Below are 18,204 nucleotides of genomic sequence, written 5' to 3' on the forward strand. Positions count from 1 at the left end.
CCGGCGCCGTAAGGCGCCGGGCCGTTTCATGTCCTGCCGTCTCAGGCCCGGTTGATCCGCTTGAACATCTCCTTGCCCGCGGCCCGCGCGGCGGCCAGGTCGTCCTCGACCTCGGCGATTCTGCGCCGAAGGGTGTCGCGCTCGGCACGTATCTCGTCGCGCTCCAGAGTGATCCGTTCCACGGCCCCCAGAAGCTCGTTGACCCGCGCGGTCAGTTCCTTGTTCCCGGCCTGGTCGAGTTGGGCGCCCAGCGAGCGCTGGACGGCCTTCTTGAGGCGGTCACGGTCGTCGCGCAGAGCCTTGTTCTCCTCGCGGACCAGGGCCAGATCGGTGGCCAGGCTCGCCGCGGAGGCGTCCCGGCCAACCTGCTTCGTTCGGCGGTCGGACTTGGTCTGGCTCTTCATGGCGGCCTCGATGTGCTCACGGACGCCTTCGGCGTAGACAAGCCACCTGGACACGCCGGCCGCGCGGGCGACGGCAAGGAAGGTGACCGTCTCGCCCCTGGCCTTCATCGCGTCCACCGTGGCCAGCACCTTGGCCCGCTTGGCCTGGCTGTCCTTCTTGCGGGTCTCGCGCAGGACGTCGCCGGGGGTCCGTTTGACGCTCATGCCGTGCTCCCCCCACGCTGGCCGGGGAAACCGGGCATGGGCAGCGACACGGAGCCGTTCCCCTGGACGGCCCGCACCTTGCGCAGGACGGCCGACGCCTGCTCGACCTCGTCCCGCTCGTCCTGTCCCATGGTTTCCATCAGCTTCCGCAGTGTCTCTACGGTCCCCTTGAAGGCCGTGATCTGGTCGTCCAGGTTCCTCACCACGAACTCGTCCGCCTCTATCATGACTGCCATCTCCTTGTCGGCCTTCAGCGAGCGGATGTGGTCCTCGATGACGGGCAGATAGGACGGGTCCGGCCGGTAGAAGGGGCAGGCGGCGCACTGGAACCGAATCGGACATGCCTTTCCTCCCGCCTTGACGTTGGAGGGTTCGGTACAGTTGCCGAACGGCACCGCCACCGAGCGGGCCTCGTACGCGGTCGCCGACGCCATCGGCGCGGACTTGCCCCTGCGGTCCACGGTGTGCAGGCGCATCACGTTGACCGCCTCCCGCTTCCGCTTGTGACTGATCTTGTAGTACCGCTGGGTGGTTTGCATGGATTTGTGATCCATGAGCTCCCGCAGCACCTCGATGCGTACCCCGGCGTCCGCGTACCGCTGGCAGAACGAGTGGCGGAAGGCGTACGGGTAGATCAGCGAGCGTTCGAACGGCACCCGGTCACCGTTCCTGTCGAACTCCTCGGACAGCAGGACGGGGACGCTGTCGGCCCACTTGCGGATCATCGAGGAGATCTGCTCGGGTACCAGATGACGGATGATGCCGTTCTCACCGGCCGGCGGGAACAGGAACCCCTCGCTGCCCGTGGGCAGGTCGAGCGTGTCGCGCACAGCCCGCCACGTACGGATGGTCTCCACGGTGTCGTGCTCAAGCTCCAAGCGCCGGTTCAGGCGCCGTCCCTTGCGGTTGTCCCAGATCAACAGCCATTCACCGTCGGCATGTTCGAGGCACTTCGTCCGCAGCTCGGCGATCTCGTACGGCCGCCGACCGGTGTCCCGCAGCAGCTCGTAGACCGCGCGGGCCATCGCTTGGACCTGCTCGGGCGTCATCTTCCCGTGCGTCATGCCCTGACCCATCAGGTCCACGTAGTCGTCGAGCTGGGCGATGACGGACTCCGGCAGGGCCTTGCCTGCCTCGTCCTCATCGACCTCTTCGGCCTTGATGACGTGGCTGGAGTGCCTCGCGAAGCTCGCGGACATGCCGTCCAGGTGGCCCGCGGCCCGGTTGTAGTCGAGGATCTTGAAGAAGAACGACAGCAGGGCCCCGCGCTGCTTGCTGGACATGGCCCCGCCGTCCAGCTTGGGCAGCACTCGGAAGGTGTCGACCACGGCGTTCATGTCGGCGAATACCAGCTTGGCCGGGTTCATGCCGCCCCCGACCCGCGCGTCCAGGGCCCGGGAGGCCGCCTCGCACACCCGCAGACCCCGTCTGGCCTCGGTGGTGTTCGGCTTCGTCTCAAAGATCCAGGTGACCAAGATCTGCCGCAGCCACGGCTGGCGGATGTCCCTCACGTCCAGGCCGAGCGGCCGCTGGGTGGTGCCCCCGCGCAGGCTCTTGACGCCGAGTTCGGACAGGTCCAGCACGTCCCTGCTGGTTGGGTCGACGCCCTCGAAGCGGTCGAACGCTGAGCGCAGGATGCGGTGCGTCTCCCGAAGGAGCGCGTCCACGTTCGCCTGTGTCCCGCTCGGCAACCGCTCGGCCTCGGCGATGGCGACGGAGTCGACCCGGTCCGCGAGGTGCGAGACGGCCTGGCGCACGGCCACGGGGTCGATCTTCTGGCTGCGTCCGTCGCGCTGCTGCAGCGCGTACAGCATCTCCAGGCGGGCCACCGGATGCAGCGGGGCCAGGGAGAACTGGTGGACGTTCAGGAACGGCGCCTGGCGGTCCAACCACGCCGGCGTCGGCGCGGACCGACGCCCCCGGGAGGCGGCCGTGGCCTTCTTCCAGCGGCTCTGGTGTATGCCGCACAGACCCCAGGTGGCCCGAGCGTCGTAGCGGCAGCCCGTCACCCGGCAGGCGGGCGACGGCCCGTAGGGCGTCTGCCGCTCGATCCACGCCTCCAGTTCGGAGTCGGGGTCGCGCTGCAGATCTTTGTGCCGCAGCGAGCCGTGCGCGTTGCACAGGCCCCACAGGACCGAGTCCCGTGGGCACCCCGTCACGCGGCAGTCGTCCCGCTCACCGGAGATCACCCGGTTGCGGTCCGGCACGTAGGTGGCCTTGAACTCCTTCAGCCCCAGGCTGCCGGCGCGGTGGGTCTTCTCGCAGGTGGCGCACATGCCCCGTCGGGTGCGGGTGAGCGCGTCACAGGCGGCCACATCGCACTGGTAGACGGCCGTGCCCGCGTGGTCGACGTCACCGCTGAACAGGAGGGCGTCGCGGTCCCATTCGCTGGGCCGCCAGACTGGTTCGATCCGCTCACGCAGCCACGCGGTCCACTCGGTGAGGACCTTCGGCGGCAGACCGTGAGCCGCCTGGTCAGCGTCCCGCCGGGGCTGGTGGAGCGGGACGACGTTGCCGGACACCGTCACTGACGGGCTTCCTTCCTCTTGGCGGCCACCAGCTTGACGGCGTCGCGTTTGTCCTGGTCGGTTGCGTGGGTGTAGGGGTCCATCGACTGAGGCGACTGGTGTCCGGCCATGTTCTGGGCCACATCGCGGTCCACCCCGGAGCGGAGCCACCGGGTGATCGCCGAGTGCCGCAGCATGTGCGGCCGGGCACGGAACCCAGCCCGGGTAGCGAGCCGCTTGAACAGCTCATACGTGCTGGGGTACTTCATCGGCTCGCCGAGCGGGGCCCGGAACAGGTTCACGAACACCATGTCGCAGCCCTCGGCCTCCGGTACCGCGTCGCGCTCGTAGCGGTAGGCGGCGTACAGCTCCACGGTCTCGGCCTCCACCGGAATCCACCGCGGATAGTGCGACTTGGCGTACGCGTTGTTGCTGTTCAGACGGCGCCGCACATGTACGTGCGGTCCCTCGACCCGGCAGCCCAGCGAGGTGGAGTCGGGCAGGAAATGCATGTCCTCGCGCCGCAGCCCCAGGCCCTCGCCAATACGCATACCGGTGACCGCCAACAAGGCCACCAGGAACCTGTCGCGGGCGTGCGTCGTGGAGTCCAGGACCTTCTCGATCTGGTCGTCAGACAGCCACTCGTAACCCGGCACCGCGACGCGGTACTTGATCCTTCGGGCCTGGATCGTGAGGTGCTGGCCGTCCTCGCCCGGATCGAACCCGGGCGGGGCGTAGTGCAGGAACTTCGGCTGCACGAGCTGGCTGACCACACTCGGCGGGACCCAGCCCTGAAGCGCGGACCACGTCAGGAACTCCCCGACCGTGCCCATGATCTTGTTCGCCGTGCCCTTGTCCCGGAAACGCGGCTCAGGGTTCGGGCGGCGGCCCTTCGGCGGCAGCGGCTCATCGATCAACCACCGCATCATCGCCATGAGTTGCGCCAAGGAGGGACGGCTCCAGTCGACCGCGTTCTCGGTGCAGTGCGAGAGGTACAGGGCGATCCGGCCGGCGTACGTGCGTTGGGTGTTGTAGGCCCGGTCCTTGCGCCCTGCCAGCCAGGCGCACGCCTCGATGTGCAGCTCGAAGGCTTCGTTGACGACGACCCAGTACGTAGACCCGTCCCCCGATATGGCCCGCTCAGCTCGGTAGTGCCGGTGCAGAACAGCAGACGTAGCCAACGTGCCTAACACCCCTTGGATACCGTTAAGGCAAGTACAGAACTACCCTACTTGCCTTACATGCCTGACGTCATTCAGGTACCCAAGATAACGGTCGCGGCGTGCGGCTTCGCGGCGTTGCTCTACAAGGTCGTGACGTCCGACGCCGTGCGGGCGGCCTTGGAATCGATCGTCGGGAAGGCGCTCGGTGTCCAGGTCTGAGGCCGGGGCTGAGGCCAGGTCTGAGGCCGGAGCTGAAGCCAGGTCTGAGGCCGGCTCTGAGTTCGGGGCAGCCGAGTCCGGGGCCGAGTCCACGCCTGAGCCCAGGTCTGAGTCCAGGTCTGGGTGGGGCGCCCACGGGGCCCGTGGGGCGAGGGACGGCGGGTATGTGACCGCCGAGGCGGCCACGGTGATTCCCGCGCTCGTTCTGCTCGGTGTGGCGCTGCTGTGGGCGTTGATGGCGGCCGTCGCGCAGATCCAGTGCGTGGACGCGGCTCGGGCCGGGGCCCGTGCGGCGGCCAGGCAGGAACCGGAGCACGCGGCCGTCGCCGCGGCGAAGCAGGCCGCGCCGGAGGGAGCGCGGGTGGAGGTGAGCAGAGAGGGCGACCTGGTCCGGGTGTCCGTCGCCGCCCATGCGCCCGGCCCGCGTGCGCTCACGTTGGAGCTGGAGTCGCAGGCGGTCGCCCTGGCCGAGGAGGCGGTGGGGCGGTCATGGCCGCGGGCGCGAGGGGCGGAGGAAGAGCGGGGGCCGGAAGAGTGAGGGCCGACGGAAGGAGTGCGTGGGCGGACCGTCGTACGCGGCGATCGCCCTGGAGCGGGCCGGGCGGCGAGCGGGGCTCGGCGACGGTCTGGGCCGTGATGGTGGTCGCCGCGCTGTGTGCGGTCTTCGGCGGCGTACTGCTGCTGACACAGGCCGTGTTGGCCCGGCACCGGGCGGGTGGGGGCGCCGACCTGGCGGCCCTCGCCGCGGCGGACCGTGCGCTGCGCGGCAGGCAGGAGGCGTGTGCCGGGGCCGAGCGGGTGGCGGCGGAGCAAGGGGCGGAGGTGGTGCGGTGCGCTGTGCGCGGGGAGATCGCCGATGTGACGGTGCGGGCGCGAGCCGGGAGCTTCCGGGCGCAGCTGCGGGCACGTGCCGGGCCGCCCTGGGCGGGGCCGCCCGGGGCGGGGGCGTCCGCGGACCCGGGCCCCACGTCGCCTGATCGGGCTAAGCCTGCCCGGCGCCCCACGTCGCCTGATCGGGCTGAGCCCGCCCGGGCAACACATGGCGGGGCGGCGCCCGGCCGCCCGTCGCCCCGCCGGGAGCGCGGCGGCGCCCCTAAGGAGCCGGTGCCGCAGGTGCCCCCTTGAGCAGCTCCGTGAGGAGGCGTACGGCTCCGCGTTTGTGCAGCGGGTCGTTGCCGTTGCCGCACTTGGGGGACTGGACGCAGGACGGGCAGCCGGCCTCGCACTCGCAGGAGGCGATGGCCTGCCGGGTCGCGGCCAGCCACTCGCGCGCGGTGTGGAAGGCGCGCTCGGCGAAGCCCGCGCCGCCCGGGTGGCCGTCGTAGACGAAGACGGTCGGCAGCAGGGTGTCGGGGTGCAGGGGCACGGACACGCCGCCGATGTCCCAGCGGTCGCAGGTGGCGAAGAGCGGCAGCATGCCGATGGACGCGTGCTCCGCGGCGTGCAGGGCCCCGCCGAGGATCTCCGGGTTGATCCGGGCCGCGTCCAGCTGGTCCTCGGTGACCGTCCACCACACGGCGCGGGTGCGCAGCGTACGAGGAGGAAGGTCGAGCTTGGACTCGCCCAGGACCTCGCCGGTGATCAGGCGGCGGCGGAGGAAGGAGACGACCTGGTTGGTGACTTCGACGGAGCCGTAGCAGAGCCGGCCGTCACCCCACGGGATCTCCACGTCCGTCTCCAGGACGGAGATGGCGGTGGTGTCGCGCGCGGTGGTCGAGTAGGGCGGGCTGGCCTGCTCGACGAGGGCGACCGACTCCTCCAGGTCGAGTTCGCGCACCAGGTAGGTGCGGCCCTGGTGGAGGTGGACGGCCCCGGTGTGCACCGCGGTGTGGGCGGCGGAGGCGTCGACGGTGCCGAGCAGGGTGCCCGTGCCGGCCTCCACGACCTGGACGGGGGTACCGCCCTCGCCGCGGATATCGGTCAGGTCGGCGGCGCGTTCGCGGCGGGTCCAGTGCCAGGCGTTGGTCCTCCGGCGCAGCAGCTTCGCGGCCTCCAGCTGCGGAAGCAGCTCCTCGGTGGTCGGGCCGAACAGCTTCGAGTCGTCGTCGGTGAGCGGAATCTCGGCCGCGGCGGCACAGAGGTGGGGCGCGAGGACGTACGGGTTGTCGGGGTCGAGGACGGTGGACTCGACCGGCTGCCGGAACAGCGCCTCCGGGTGGTGGACGAGATACGTGTCCAGCGGGTCGTCGCGGGCGACCAGGACCGCGAGCGCCCCCTGGCCCGAGCGCCCGGCGCGGCCCGCCTGCTGCCACAGGGAGGCGCGGGTGCCGGGGTAGCCGGCGATGACGACCGCGTCCAGGCCGGAGATGTCGACGCCGAGTTCGAGGGCGGTGGTGGCGGCGAGCCCGAGGAGCTCGCCGGAGTGCAGGGCACGCTCCAGGGCGCGCCGCTCGTGGGGCAGATATCCGCCCCGGTACGCGGCGACGCGCCGGACCAGCGAGCGGTCGACCTCGGCCAACCGCTCCTGGGCGATGACGGAGATCAGCTCGGCGCCGCGCCGGGACCGTACGAAGGCGACCGAGCGCACGCCCTGGACGGTGAGGTCGGTGAGCAGGTCGGCGGTCTCGGCGGTGGCGGTACGGCGGACGGGGGCGCCCTTCTCGCCGTGGACTTCGGTGAGCGGCGGCTCCCACAGGGCGAAGACGACTTCGCCGCGGGGCGAGGCGTCGTCGGCGACCTCCTTCACGGGCAGGCCGGTGAGCCGGCCCGCGGCTATGGACGGGTCGGCGGCGGTGGCGGAGGCGAGCAGGAAGACCGGATCGGAGCCGTAGCGGGCGCAGAGGCGGCGCAGCCGGCGCACGACCTGGGCGACGTGCGAGCCGAAGACGCCCCGGTACGTGTGGCACTCGTCGATGACGACGAAGCGCAGGGCACGCAGGAAGGAGGACCAGCGGGGGTGGGAGGGCAGCATGCCGCGGTGCAGCATGTCCGGGTTGGTGAGGACGTAGTTGGCGTACTGGCGCACCCATTCGCGTTCCTCCACCGGGGTGTCGCCGTCGTAGACCGCGGGCCGGATCGCGTTGCCGAGCGGGGCGGCCAGCTCCTTCACGGCCCGGCACTGGTCGGCCGCGAGGGCCTTGGTGGGGGCGAGGTAGAGGGCGGTCGCGCCCCGCCCGTTGGGCGCCTCGGAGCCGTCGAGGAGCGCCGAGAGGGTGGGCGTCAGGTAGGCGAGGGACTTGCCGGAGGCGGTGCCGGTGGCGACGACCACGGACTGGCCGTCGAGGGCGTGCTCCGCGGCCTCTGCCTGGTGGGCCCAGGGATGCTCGATGCCCGCTCGCTGAACGGCCGAGATCACTTCTGTCCGGATGCGATCGGGCCAGACGGCATGGCTGCCCTCTCTCGGGGGCAAGTGCTCCACATGAGTGATGCGCGAAGCCCGGCTTCCCCCGGCGGCCAGGCGGTCGAGGACCGTGCGCGGCGAGGGTCGTTCGGGTCCGCCCGCAGAGGGGCGATCGGGTCGGTGATTCTTGGCCATCGGCACCGAGTGTGTCACTGGCGTGACGGACAATGGTCCGAAGGCGTCGTGCACGCCCGCCGGTAAGTGATTGAATGCCATCGCGGCTGGCGACCGTCCCAGGCCTGACATCAGGTGTCCGAGGGGCGAGCGCTCGATAGCAAGGTGCTGGAGGATCCGTGGACCTGTCCCTGTCGACCCGTACCGTCGGCGATCGTACGGTCGTCGAGGTCGGTGGCGAAATCGATGTATATACCGCGCCCAAGCTGCGCGAGCAGCTAGTCGAGCTGGTGAACGACGGCAGTTTTCACCTTGTCGTCGACATGGAGGGCGTGGACTTCCTCGACTCCACCGGACTCGGCGTGTTGGTTGGCGGTCTCAAGCGAGTGCGGGCCCATGAGGGTTCGTTGCGACTGGTGTGCAACCAGGAGCGCATTCTGAAGATCTTCCGCATCACCGGTCTGACCAAGGTGTTCCCCATCCACACCTCGGTCGATGAAGCGGTGGCGGCCACCGACTGAGGGCCGGTGCCCCCGGGCCGGTGGCCCGGGGTGTCAGGAGCAGGGGGCGCCGGGCCGATCGGCCCGGCCCCTTGAAAGCACGCTCACATGTCCGAGGGGGATGCATGGCCACCGTTGAGCTCCGCTTCAGCGCGCTGCCCGAGCACGTCCGGACCGCCAGACTCGTGGCGGCCGCAGTGGCGCGCAGGGCCGGAGTGGACGAGGCCGTACTCGACGAGGTGCGGCTCGCCGTGGGCGAGGCATGTTCGCGCGCCGTCGGGCTGCATCAGAGTGCCGGCGTCACCGCGCCGGTGCGAGTGGCCCTCATCGAGGAGGAGAAGCAGTTCTCCATCGAGGTGGGTGACGAGGTGGCGCATGCCGACACCTCGTCCGGCGACGGATCGGCCCCGGGCTCGCCCGGGGCGGACGCCCCGGACGCCGACGGCGAGGACGACATGGGCCTCGCCGTCATCAGCGGCCTGGTCGACGACGTCGAGGTGTCGGCGGGGCCGGAGGGCGGGCTCATCAAGATGAGCTGGCCGACGGCCACGGCGACACTGCTTCCCTGAGCGAACCACGGCCGCGCGTGCGCGGCTGATCGAACGGCGCCGTCCCCGCGGGGGCGGCGCCGTTCTCGTGTCTCCGCTGTGCCTCCGTGTCTCCGCTGTGCCTCCGTCGCCCCCGCTGGGTCTCCGTCACCTCCGCAGGGCCCTGCGTTGCCTCCGCAGGGCCCTGCGTTGCCTCCACGGGGCCTCCGTCGCCTCCACGGGGCCTCCGTCGCCTCCACGGGGCCGCCGTCGCCTTCGCGGCGCCTCCGTCGCCTCCGCGAGGCCTCCGTTTTTCTCAAGTACCCGCCAGTCAGGGCCATTTCGCGTTCCGGGCCGGGCTGTGATGTTTATTGATCACTGCCGCGTATCCGTCGAGCGTCTCACCCCGTCAATGCCTTTGAAGCATTACCACTTTCGAGGGCAATCGTAGGACGCGATCATTTGCTGATGAGCAAGTGCGGGCCAATTCCGTTTGTCGCGCACTGTTTTGATCAGGTTCCGCTCCCTACAATCCGTCCACATCTTGAGCTCAGCCCAAGCGTCAAGGAGGACGAATGGCGGGGCTTTCTACCCCTCATCAGTTTGACCACCCCTCAACCCTCGCGGCAGCGGTACTCACCTCCGACAACCGAATGATCGTCATGGTCATCGGAGTCGTCGCGCTCGCCGCGCTCGCGGTCGCCGGAGTCCTGGTGCGCCAAGTGCTCGCTGCGGGCGAGGGCACCGACCGCATGAAGGAGATCGCCGGAGCGGTCCAGGAAGGCGCAAATGCCTATCTGGCACGCCAGTTGCGCACCCTCGGCGTTTTCGCCGTAGTGGTGTTCTTCCTGCTCATGCTGCTGCCCGCGGACGACTGGAATCAGCGCGCCGGGCGTTCGATCTTCTTCTTGATCGGCGCGCTCTTCTCCGCGGCCACCGGCTATATCGGCATGTGGCTCGCGGTCCGCAGCAATGTGCGGGTGGCGGCAGCCGCTCGTGAAGCCACACCTGCGGAAGGAGAACCGGCAAAGGATCTTACGGCCGTTTCCCACAAGGCCATGAAGATCGCTTTCCGCACGGGCGGCGTCGTCGGCATGTTCACGGTGGGGCTCGGGCTCTTCGGTGCTGCCTGCGTGGTTCTCGTGTACGCCGCCGACGCACCGAAGGTGCTCGAAGGGTTCGGCCTCGGTGCCGCGCTGATCGCGATGTTCATGCGTGTCGGCGGCGGCATCTTCACCAAGGCCGCCGACGTCGGCGCCGACCTGGTCGGCAAGGTCGAGCAGGGCATTCCGGAGGACGATCCGCGTAATGCCGCGACCATCGCCGACAACGTGGGCGACAACGTCGGCGACTGCGCCGGAATGGCCGCCGACCTCTTCGAGTCGTACGCCGTCACGCTGGTCGCCGCGCTGATCCTCGGCAAGGCCGCCTTCGGCGACGCCGGACTCGCGTTCCCGCTGATCGTGCCCGCGATCGGCGTGCTCACCGCGATGATCGGCATCTTCGCCGTGGCGCCACGGCGCTCCGACCGCAGCGGAATGAGCGCCATCAACCGCGGCTTCTTCATCTCCGCGGTGATCTCGCTCGCCCTGGTCGCGGCGGCGGTCTGGGTCTATCTGCCATCCACGTACGCCGAGTTGAAAGGCGTCACCGACGCCGCGATCCAGGCCAAGAGCGGGGACCCGCGGGTGCTCGCCGTCGTGGCCGTGGCCATCGGCATCGTGCTCGCCGCACTGATCCAGCAGCTCACCGGCTACTTCACCGAGACCAACCGGCGCCCGGTGAAGGACATCGGCAAGACCTCGCTGACCGGACCGGCCACCGTGGTCCTCGCCGGCATCTCCATCGGCCTCGAATCGGCCGTCTACACCGCCCTGTTGATCGGCCTCGGCGTGTACGGGGCGTTCCTGCTCGGCGGTACGTCGATCATGCTGGCGCTGTTCGCGGTGGCCCTGGCCGGTACCGGTCTGCTCACCACGGTCGGCGTGATCGTCGCGATGGACACCTTCGGGCCGGTCTCCGACAACGCCCAGGGCATCGCCGAGATGTCCGGCGACGTCGAGGGCGCGGGCGCGCAGGTGCTCACCGACCTGGACGCCGTCGGCAACACCACCAAGGCCATCACCAAGGGCATCGCCATCGCCACCGCGGTCCTCGCGGCCTCGGCGCTCTTCGGCTCGTACCGGGACGCCATCGCGGGTGCGGCCAGGGACGTCGGCGAGAAGCTCGGCGACGGTGCGCCGATGAACCTCGTGATGGACATCTCGCAGCCCAACAACCTGGTGGGCCTGATCCTCGGTGCCGCGGTCGTCTTCCTCTTCTCCGGGCTGGCGATCAACGCGGTCTCGCGCTCCGCGGGTTCGGTGGTCTTCGAGGTGCGGCGGCAGTTCCGCGAGCACCCCGGGATCATGGACTACACGGAGAAGCCGGAGTACGGACGCGTCGTCGACATCTGCACCAAGGACGCGCTCCGCGAGCTGGCCACCCCCGGTCTGCTCGCCGTGCTCACACCGATCGCCGTCGGCTTCACGCTCGGCGTCGGCGCGCTCGGCTCGTTCCTCGCGGGCGCCATCGGCACCGGCACGCTGATGGCGGTCTTCCTCGCCAACTCCGGCGGCGCGTGGGACAACGCCAAGAAGCTCGTCGAGGACGGCCACCACGGCGGCAAGGGCTCGGAGGCGCATGCCGCGACGGTCATCGGCGACACCGTGGGCGACCCGTTCAAGGACACCGCGGGCCCGGCGATCAACCCGCTGCTCAAGGTGATGAACCTCGTCGCGCTGCTCATCGCGCCCGCGGTCATCCAGTTCAGCTACGGCGACGACGCGAGCGTCGGCGTACGGGTGGCCATCGCGCTGCTCGCGATCCTCGTGATCGTCATCGCCGTCTACATCTCCAAGCGGCGCGGGATCGCCGTGGGTGAGGAGAGCGACGGCGACCGGGTCGCGAAGGCCACGGACCCGGCGGTGGTCTCCTGACGGAAGGTCACACCGGCTCAACAGGCGGGCGGGCGACGCGCTTTGACGCGTCGTCCGCCCGCCTTGTTGCGCCATGCGCCGACATTTTGTTTCAGTGACTCTCCTCTCCCTTGGTGCAAATGGCTGCAATGAGTGTCTAATCGGACGCCCGCCCCGCGGTTGTCGCCCGCTTGGCGTGTATGTTCCGGGGCCGAGAGCCATGGAAGGGACCAATCCGGTGAACAAGAAGCTCGCAGCCGCACTGTCCGGCGGTGCGGTACTGGTACTGGCCTTGTCGGGATGCGGTGACAGCGACGAAGAGAAGCTCGACAACTGGGCCAAGTCGCTGTGCGGCCAGATCCAGCCGCAGCTCGAGAAGAGCGTGAAGGCGCAGCAGAAGATCGTCTCCACGGCCGCCGACGGGAAGCCGGAGGAGATCCAGAAGGCCGACTCGGAGGCCTTCAAGGCCATCGCCGACGCCGACAAGGCGATCGCCGGAGCCCTGGAGAAGGCGGGCCCGCCGCCCGTCGACAATGGCGAGAAGATCCAGCAGGACGCCATCAAGGACCTCAACGAGGCGTCGAAGGCGTACGAGAAGCTGAAGAAGGACGTCGACGGACTGGACGCCAAGGACCAGTCGCCCGAGGGCCTGAAGGCGTTCTCGCAGGGCCTGCAGAAGGTCGCCGACGACCTGGGCAAGATCCAGCGGCAGGGCGACGGAGCACTCAACACGCTGCTCGAGGGCGACGTCGGCACGGCCATCAAGAAGCAGGAGGGGTGCAAGGCCGGCCCTTCCGCGGCCCCCAGCGCGTAACCCCTCCGCGTAACCCCTCCGCGCGCCCCCTCCGCGCAACCCCTCTCCGGGATGACGTCTCCCGGTCGCCCTCCCTGAGGCGCGGTTCTGAAAACGCCCTGCACGCACGCGTGCAGGGCGTTTTTGCTGCCTCCGCGCCGGGCCGGTCGGCGTAGGCGCGCGCGAAGCAACGGGCCGGGGAGAGGACAATGGACGGGTGAGTACGACAACGCTGCCCACGACCGACCGCCCCGAAGTCGCCGACCGCCTCAGGAAGGCCCTTCTCGACGCCGACTTCACCGCCGACGGACTGCTCGAACTCCTCGGCGCCCCGGCGTACGCCGCGCTCGCCAGAAGCGAGACGGTGCCCGCGCTGCGCGCCACGCGGGAGGACGGACCGCTGGCCGCGCTCGTCCGTCTCTTCCTGCTGCAGCAGGGCGTCCCGCACGCGCGCGTGGCGACGGTTCTGCCCGTCGACGACTGCCTGGCCGACGGCTGGCTGACCCAGGACGGCGACCAGCTGCGGGCCACGGTGGATGTACGGCCGTACGGCGGGCCCGACGGCGAGGACTGGTTCATCGTCTCGGACCTCGGGTGCGCGGTCGGCGGTGCCGGTGGCATCGGCGGCGGGGACCGCCGGACGGACACAGGGGTGGTGCTCGGCGTCGGCGGGGCCTCCACGACGCTCGCCGGGATCACCGTGCGTACGCCGGTCTCCGCCGCACTAGACCTCGGCGCGGGCTCCGGCATCCAGGCCCTGCACGCCGCCCAGCACGCGACGCGGGTCACCGCGACCGACCTCAACCCCCGCGCGCTGAACTTCACCGGCCTCACCCTCGCGCTCTCCGGCGCGGCTCCCGCGGAGCTCAAGGAGGGCTCGCTCTTCGAACCGGTCGAGCACGAGACGTACGACCTGATCGTCTCCAACCCGCCGTTCGTCATCTCCCCCGGCGCGCGCCTCACTTACCGGGACGGCGGGATGAGCGGGGACGATCTGTGCCGCTCGCTCGTTCAGGAGGCGGGAGAGCGACTGAACGAAGGGGGGTACGCGCAGTTCCTCGCCAACTGGCAGCACGTGGAGGGGGAGGACTGGCAGGACCGCCTCCGCTCGTGGGTGCCGCGCGGCTGCGACGCCTGGATCGTGCAGCGCGAGGTGCAGGACATCACGCAGTACGCGGAGCTGTGGCTGCGCGACGCGGGCGACCACCGCGGGGACCCGGAGGAGTACGACGCGCGGTACGAGGCGTGGCTGGACGAGTTCGAGTCCTCCAGGACCAGGGCCGTCGGCTTCGGCTGGATCACGCTCAGGAAGACGGGCGCGGAGAACCCCTCGGTGACCGTGGAGGAGTGGCCGCACCCGGTCGAGCAGCCGCTCGGGGACGAGGTGCGGGCGCACTTCGAGCGCCAGGACTATCTCCGGGACACCGACGACGCCGCGCTGCTCGCCGGGCACTTCAAGCTGGCCGCGGGAGTCGTGCAGGAGCAGGTCGGCCTGCCCGGCGCCGAGGACCCGGAGCACGTGGTGCTGCGCAGCCACCGAGGGATGCGCCGGGCCACTCAGGTGGACACGGTCGGCGCCGGTTTCGCCGGGGTGTGCGACGGCTCGCTCAGCGCGGGCCGGATCCTGGACGCCATCGCGCAGCTGGTGGGCGAGGACCCGGTGCTGCTGCGTGACCGTACGCCGCAGCAGATCCGTCTCCTTGTGGAGCAGGGTTTCCTGGACCCGGTGCCGCAGCCGACATAGCAGCCGGCATAGGCGCCCAGACCCGCCGCCTCCCGCCGCCTCCCGCCTCCTCCCGCCGCCTCTCGTTCTTCACGCCGGGTTCGCGCCCGGGACGCCCAGACGTGTTCACGGCGTGTTCCGGCCGTGTCAGCGTCCGAGCCCTGGGCATCCGGGGCGGGAGGATACGGGCATGGAGAGCGGACCGGCGATCTTCGCGGGAGCGGTGTTCACACTGTTCGGAGCCGCGCTGCTGATGTGGACCGGGGTGCGGGTGCGGCACCGCGCGCCAGTGGCGCAGGGTGTGAGCCCGGTCGCATCGGTGGCGCTCACGACCACGGTCGGCGTGGCGGCCCTGGCGCTCGGGGTGTGGTGCTTCTCGCGCCTGTGACCGGCGCTGGAACGCGGACAGGGCCTGACCTCGGGGTGGCGCTCCGGTGACCCGAGGGTGGATTCTGAGAGGCACGATTCCGGATATTGCCGAAAGGGCAGGTGGACACTCCGGGCGGCAGGAATGGCGGTAGTCGGGTTACCGTTCGAGTGGCCGTTGCGGACTTTTCCCGTTTGACACGGGGGCGGGCTGTACCGTCACACTCCGCAGCGTCACCGTATGAACGCATACGGCGTCACTGTATGAACACATACGGCGCCACCGTATGAAGGTGTACGAGCCCCCGTGCGAGGCCCGTGCAGACCGCAAGAGCGCCACCGCGGAGCCCCCGCAGAGCCACCGAGCGTCGACCGGAGAGAAGAGCCACGTTGTCCCCGACCAGCGAGACCGCACACGGCGGCCGCCGACTCGTCATCGTCGAGTCGCCTGCCAAGGCGAAGACGATCAAGGGCTATCTCGGCCCTGGTTATGTCGTCGAAGCGAGCGTCGGGCACATCCGTGACCTTCCGAACGGCGCCGCGGAGGTGCCCGACAAGTACACCGGCGAGGTGCGCCGCCTCGGCGTGGACGTCGAGCACGACTTCCAGCCGATCTACGTCGTCAACGCCGACAAGAAGGCGCAGGTCAAGAAGCTCAAGGACCTCTTGAAGGAGTCCGACGAACTCTTCCTCGCGACCGATGAGGACCGCGAGGGCGAAGCCATCGCGTGGCACCTGCTCGAAGTGCTCAAGCCCAAGGTCCCGGTCAAGCGCATGGTGTTCCACGAGATCACCAAGGCCGCGATCCAGGAGGCCGTGGCCAGCCCCCGCGACCTCAACAAGCGCATGGTCGACGCCCAGGAGACCCGCCGCATCCTCGACCGCCTCTACGGCTACGAGGTCTCGCCGGTGCTGTGGAAGAAGGTCATGCCGCGGCTCTCGGCGGGCCGTGTGCAGTCCGTCGCCACCCGCCTCGTCGTCGAGCGCGAGCGCGAGCGCATCGCCTTCCGCTCCGCCGAGTACTGGGACCTGACCGGAACCTTCGGCACCGGCCGCGCCGGGGACAAGAGCGACCCCTCGCAGCTGGTCGCCAAGCTGACCACCGTCGACGGCAAGCGCGTCGCGCAGGGCCGCGACTTCAACTCCGTCGGGCAGCTCAAGTCCGACACCCTGCACCTGGACGAGGCGAACGCCCGCGCGCTCGCCGCCGCCCTGGAGGACGCGCGGTTCGCGGTCCGCTCGGTCGAGTCCAAGCCGTACCGCCGCTCGCCGTACGCCCCGTTCCGTACGACGACGATGCAGCAGGAGGCCTCGCGCAAGCTCGGTTTCGGCGCGAAGGCCACGATGCAGATCGCGCAGAAGCTGTACGAGAACGGCTTCATCACCTATATGCGTACGGACTCCACGACGCTGTCGGACACCGCCGTGTCCGCGGCCCGTGCGCAGGTCACGCAGCTCTACGGCAGCAGCTACCTGCCGGACAAGCCGCGCACGTACGCGGGCAAGGTCAAGAACGCGCAGGAGGCGCACGAGGCGATCCGCCCCTCCGGCGACCGCTTCCGCACGCCCGCCGAGACCGGTCTGACCGGCGACCAGTTCCGCCTCTACGAGCTGATCTGGAAGCGGACCGTCGCCTCCCAGATGAAGGACGCGGTCGGCAACTCGGTCACGGTCAAGATCGGCGGCACCGCCTCCGACGGCCGCGACGCCGAGTTCAGCGCGTCCGGCAAGACCATCACCTTCCACGGCTTCCTCAAGGCCTACGTCGAGGGCGCCGACGACCCGAACGCCGAGCTGGACGACCGCGAGCGCCGGCTGCCGCAGGTCGGCGAGGGCGACGCGCTGTCCGCCGACGACATGTCCGTCGACGGCCACGCCACCAAGCCCCCGGCCCGCTACACCGAGGCCAGCCTGGTCAAGGAGCTCGAAGAGCGGGAGATCGGCCGCCCGTCGACGTACGCGTCGATCATCGGCACGATCCTCGACCGCGGCTATGTCTTCAAGAAGGGCACGGCGCTCGTCCCGTCCTTCCTGTCCTTCGCCGTGGTCAACCTCCTGGAGAAGCACTTCGGGCGGCTCGTCGACTACGACTTCACCGCCAAGATGGAGGACGACCTCGACCGCATCGCGCGCGGTGAGGCCCAGGCCGTGCCGTGGCTGAAGCGGTTCTACTTCGGCGAGGGCGACGACGAGGCCACCGCGGGCTCCGCCTCGGACGCCGGGAACGGCGACGGGGACCATCTCGGCGGCCTCAAGGAACTCGTCACCGACCTCGGCGCGATCGACGCCCGCGAGATCTCCTCCTTCCCCGTAGGGGAGGGCATTCTGCTCCGCGTCGGGCGGTACGGCCCGTACATCGAGCGCGGCGAGAAGGGCGAGGAGAACCACCAGCGCGCGGACGTTCCGGACGACCTCGCTCCGGACGAGCTGACGGTGGACTACGCCGAGGAGCTGCTCGCCAAGCCCAGCGGCGACTTCGCGCTCGGCAAGGACCCGCACAGCGGCAACGAGATCGTCGCCAAGGACGGCCGGTACGGCCCGTACGTCACGGAGGTGCTCCCCGAGGGCACCCCGAAGACCGGCAAGAACGCCGTCAAGCCGCGCACGGCCTCGCTGTTCAAGTCGATGTCCCTGGACACGGTGACCCTCGAAGAGGCGCTGCGGCTGATGTCGCTGCCGCGCGTGGTGGGCACGGACGCCGAGGGCGTCGAGATCACCGCGCAGAACGGCCGGTACGGCCCGTATCTGAAGAAGGGCACCGACTCCCGCTCCCTGGAGGCCGAGGAGCAGCTCTTCTCCATCACGCTCGAAGAGGCCCTGGAGATCTACTCCAAGCCGAAGCAGCGCGGCCGCGCCGCCGCCAAGCCGCCGCTGAAGGAGCTGGGCGAGGACCCGGTCAGCGGGAAGCCGGTGGTCGTGAAGGACGGCCGCTTCGGCGCGTACGTCACGGACGGCGAGACCAACGCGACGCTGCGCGCGGCCGACTCCGTCGAGGAGATCACCGCCGAGCGCGGCTTCGAGCTGCTCGCCGAGAAGCGCGCCAAGGGGCCGGCGAAGAAGAAGACCGCCAAGAAGGCCCCGGCCAAGAAGACCGCGGCGAAGAAGACGGCGGCCAAGAAGACCACGACCGCCAAGAAGACCGCGACCGCCAAGACGGCCGCCAAGAAGACGACGACGGCGAAGAAGGCCACGGCCAAGACCGCCGCGGCGAAGAAGGCCCCGGCCAAGAAGACGGCCTCCGCGACGGTGCCCTCCGAGGACTGACGCGACCGTACGACCCCTGCGGGGCGGACCGACTCGTTCGGTCCGCCCCGTTGTCGTACCGCTGCCCTGGCCCCCGGGCCTGGCCGCCCTGGCCGCCCCGGCCGCCCTGGCCCTGTGGCCTTG

14 protein-coding genes are annotated in these 18,204 nt (G+C 70.1%); 10 read left to right on the forward strand and 4 right to left on the reverse strand.

All coding sequences use genetic code 11. The features are described from left to right. Positions 1-41 precede the first annotated feature (41 nt). The 3 genes from QIT00_RS18070 to QIT00_RS18080 are packed head-to-tail and all read right to left on the reverse strand — an operon-like array spanning position 42 to position 4,173. Positions 42-608: a DUF6262 family protein gene (locus QIT00_RS18070; protein WP_282536317.1), complete on the reverse strand. Its 567-nt coding sequence runs from the start codon at positions 606-608 to the stop codon at positions 42-44. Next, positions 605-3,136 carry a tyrosine-type recombinase/integrase gene (locus tag QIT00_RS18075; protein ID WP_282536318.1) on the reverse strand — a complete coding sequence of 844 codons (2,532 nt, stop codon included), beginning with the start codon at positions 3,134-3,136 and terminating at the stop codon, positions 605-607. The genes QIT00_RS18070 and QIT00_RS18075 overlap by 4 nt, the downstream gene beginning before the upstream one ends. Then, positions 3,133-4,173, reverse strand: coding sequence for a tyrosine-type recombinase/integrase (locus QIT00_RS18080; protein WP_282536340.1), 1,041 nt, complete (start codon positions 4,171-4,173; stop codon positions 3,133-3,135). The genes QIT00_RS18075 and QIT00_RS18080 overlap by 4 nt, the downstream gene beginning before the upstream one ends. Before the next feature lie 183 nt (positions 4,174-4,356). Here QIT00_RS18080 and QIT00_RS18085 point away from each other — a divergent pair, with 183 nt between their 5' ends. From QIT00_RS18085 to QIT00_RS38745, 3 genes are all read left to right on the forward strand, one after another. Further along, positions 4,357-4,497: a DUF4244 domain-containing protein gene (locus QIT00_RS18085; RefSeq protein WP_282536319.1), complete on the forward strand. Its 141-nt coding sequence runs from the start codon at positions 4,357-4,359 to the stop codon at positions 4,495-4,497. Positions 4,498-4,663: 166 nt separating this feature from the next. After that, entirely contained in the window at positions 4,664-5,035 is a 372-nt protein-coding gene (locus tag QIT00_RS18090) for a TadE family type IV pilus minor pilin (RefSeq protein ID WP_282536320.1), read from the forward strand. Next, entirely contained in the window at positions 4,987-5,622 is a 636-nt protein-coding gene (locus QIT00_RS38745; RefSeq protein WP_349017188.1) for an Rv3654c family TadE-like protein, read from the forward strand. Before QIT00_RS18090 ends, QIT00_RS38745 begins: the two co-directional genes overlap by 49 nt. Here QIT00_RS38745 and QIT00_RS18100 read toward each other — a convergent pair. Continuing rightward, the gene (locus QIT00_RS18100) at positions 5,591-8,053 is read right to left on the reverse strand and encodes a DEAD/DEAH box helicase (RefSeq protein WP_282536321.1); all 2,463 of its coding nucleotides are present in this window, start codon (positions 8,051-8,053) and stop codon (positions 5,591-5,593) included. The genes QIT00_RS38745 and QIT00_RS18100 overlap by 32 nt on opposite strands. A 77-nt stretch (positions 8,054-8,130) precedes the next feature. On the opposite strand from QIT00_RS18100, the gene bldG reads away from it, so the two are divergent. The 7 genes from bldG (at position 8,131) to topA (ending at position 18,081) form a co-directional block, all read left to right on the forward strand. After that, positions 8,131-8,472: an anti-sigma factor antagonist BldG gene (gene bldG / locus QIT00_RS18105; protein WP_005475923.1), complete on the forward strand. Its 342-nt coding sequence runs from the start codon at positions 8,131-8,133 to the stop codon at positions 8,470-8,472. Positions 8,473-8,576: 104 nt separating this feature from the next. Then, entirely contained in the window at positions 8,577-9,020 is a 444-nt protein-coding gene (locus tag QIT00_RS18110; RefSeq protein ID WP_282536322.1) for an ATP-binding protein, read from the forward strand. Positions 9,021-9,553: 533 nt separating this feature from the next. Continuing rightward, positions 9,554-11,956: a sodium-translocating pyrophosphatase gene (locus QIT00_RS18115; protein ID WP_282536323.1), complete on the forward strand. Its 2,403-nt coding sequence runs from the start codon at positions 9,554-9,556 to the stop codon at positions 11,954-11,956. 217 nt (positions 11,957-12,173) lie between these two features. Next, entirely contained in the window at positions 12,174-12,749 is a 576-nt protein-coding gene (locus QIT00_RS18120; protein WP_282536324.1) for a small secreted protein, read from the forward strand. A 196-nt stretch (positions 12,750-12,945) separates the two neighbouring features. Then, the gene (locus tag QIT00_RS18125) at positions 12,946-14,472 is read left to right on the forward strand and encodes a DUF7059 domain-containing protein (RefSeq protein WP_282536325.1); all 1,527 of its coding nucleotides are present in this window, start codon (positions 12,946-12,948) and stop codon (positions 14,470-14,472) included. A 169-nt stretch (positions 14,473-14,641) separates the two neighbouring features. Next, positions 14,642-14,839 (forward strand): hypothetical protein, encoded by a 198-nt coding sequence (locus QIT00_RS18130; protein ID WP_282536326.1) that lies wholly within the window; start codon positions 14,642-14,644, stop codon positions 14,837-14,839. Between the two features lie 368 nt (positions 14,840-15,207). Further along, entirely contained in the window at positions 15,208-18,081 is a 2,874-nt protein-coding gene (topA, locus tag QIT00_RS18135) for a type I DNA topoisomerase (protein ID WP_282536327.1), read from the forward strand. Positions 18,082-18,204 lie beyond the last annotated feature (123 nt).

This window comes from Streptomyces luteolus (genome assembly GCF_029968015.1).
GTDB classification, from domain to species: Bacteria; Actinomycetota; Actinomycetes; order Streptomycetales; family Streptomycetaceae; genus Streptomyces; species Streptomyces luteolus.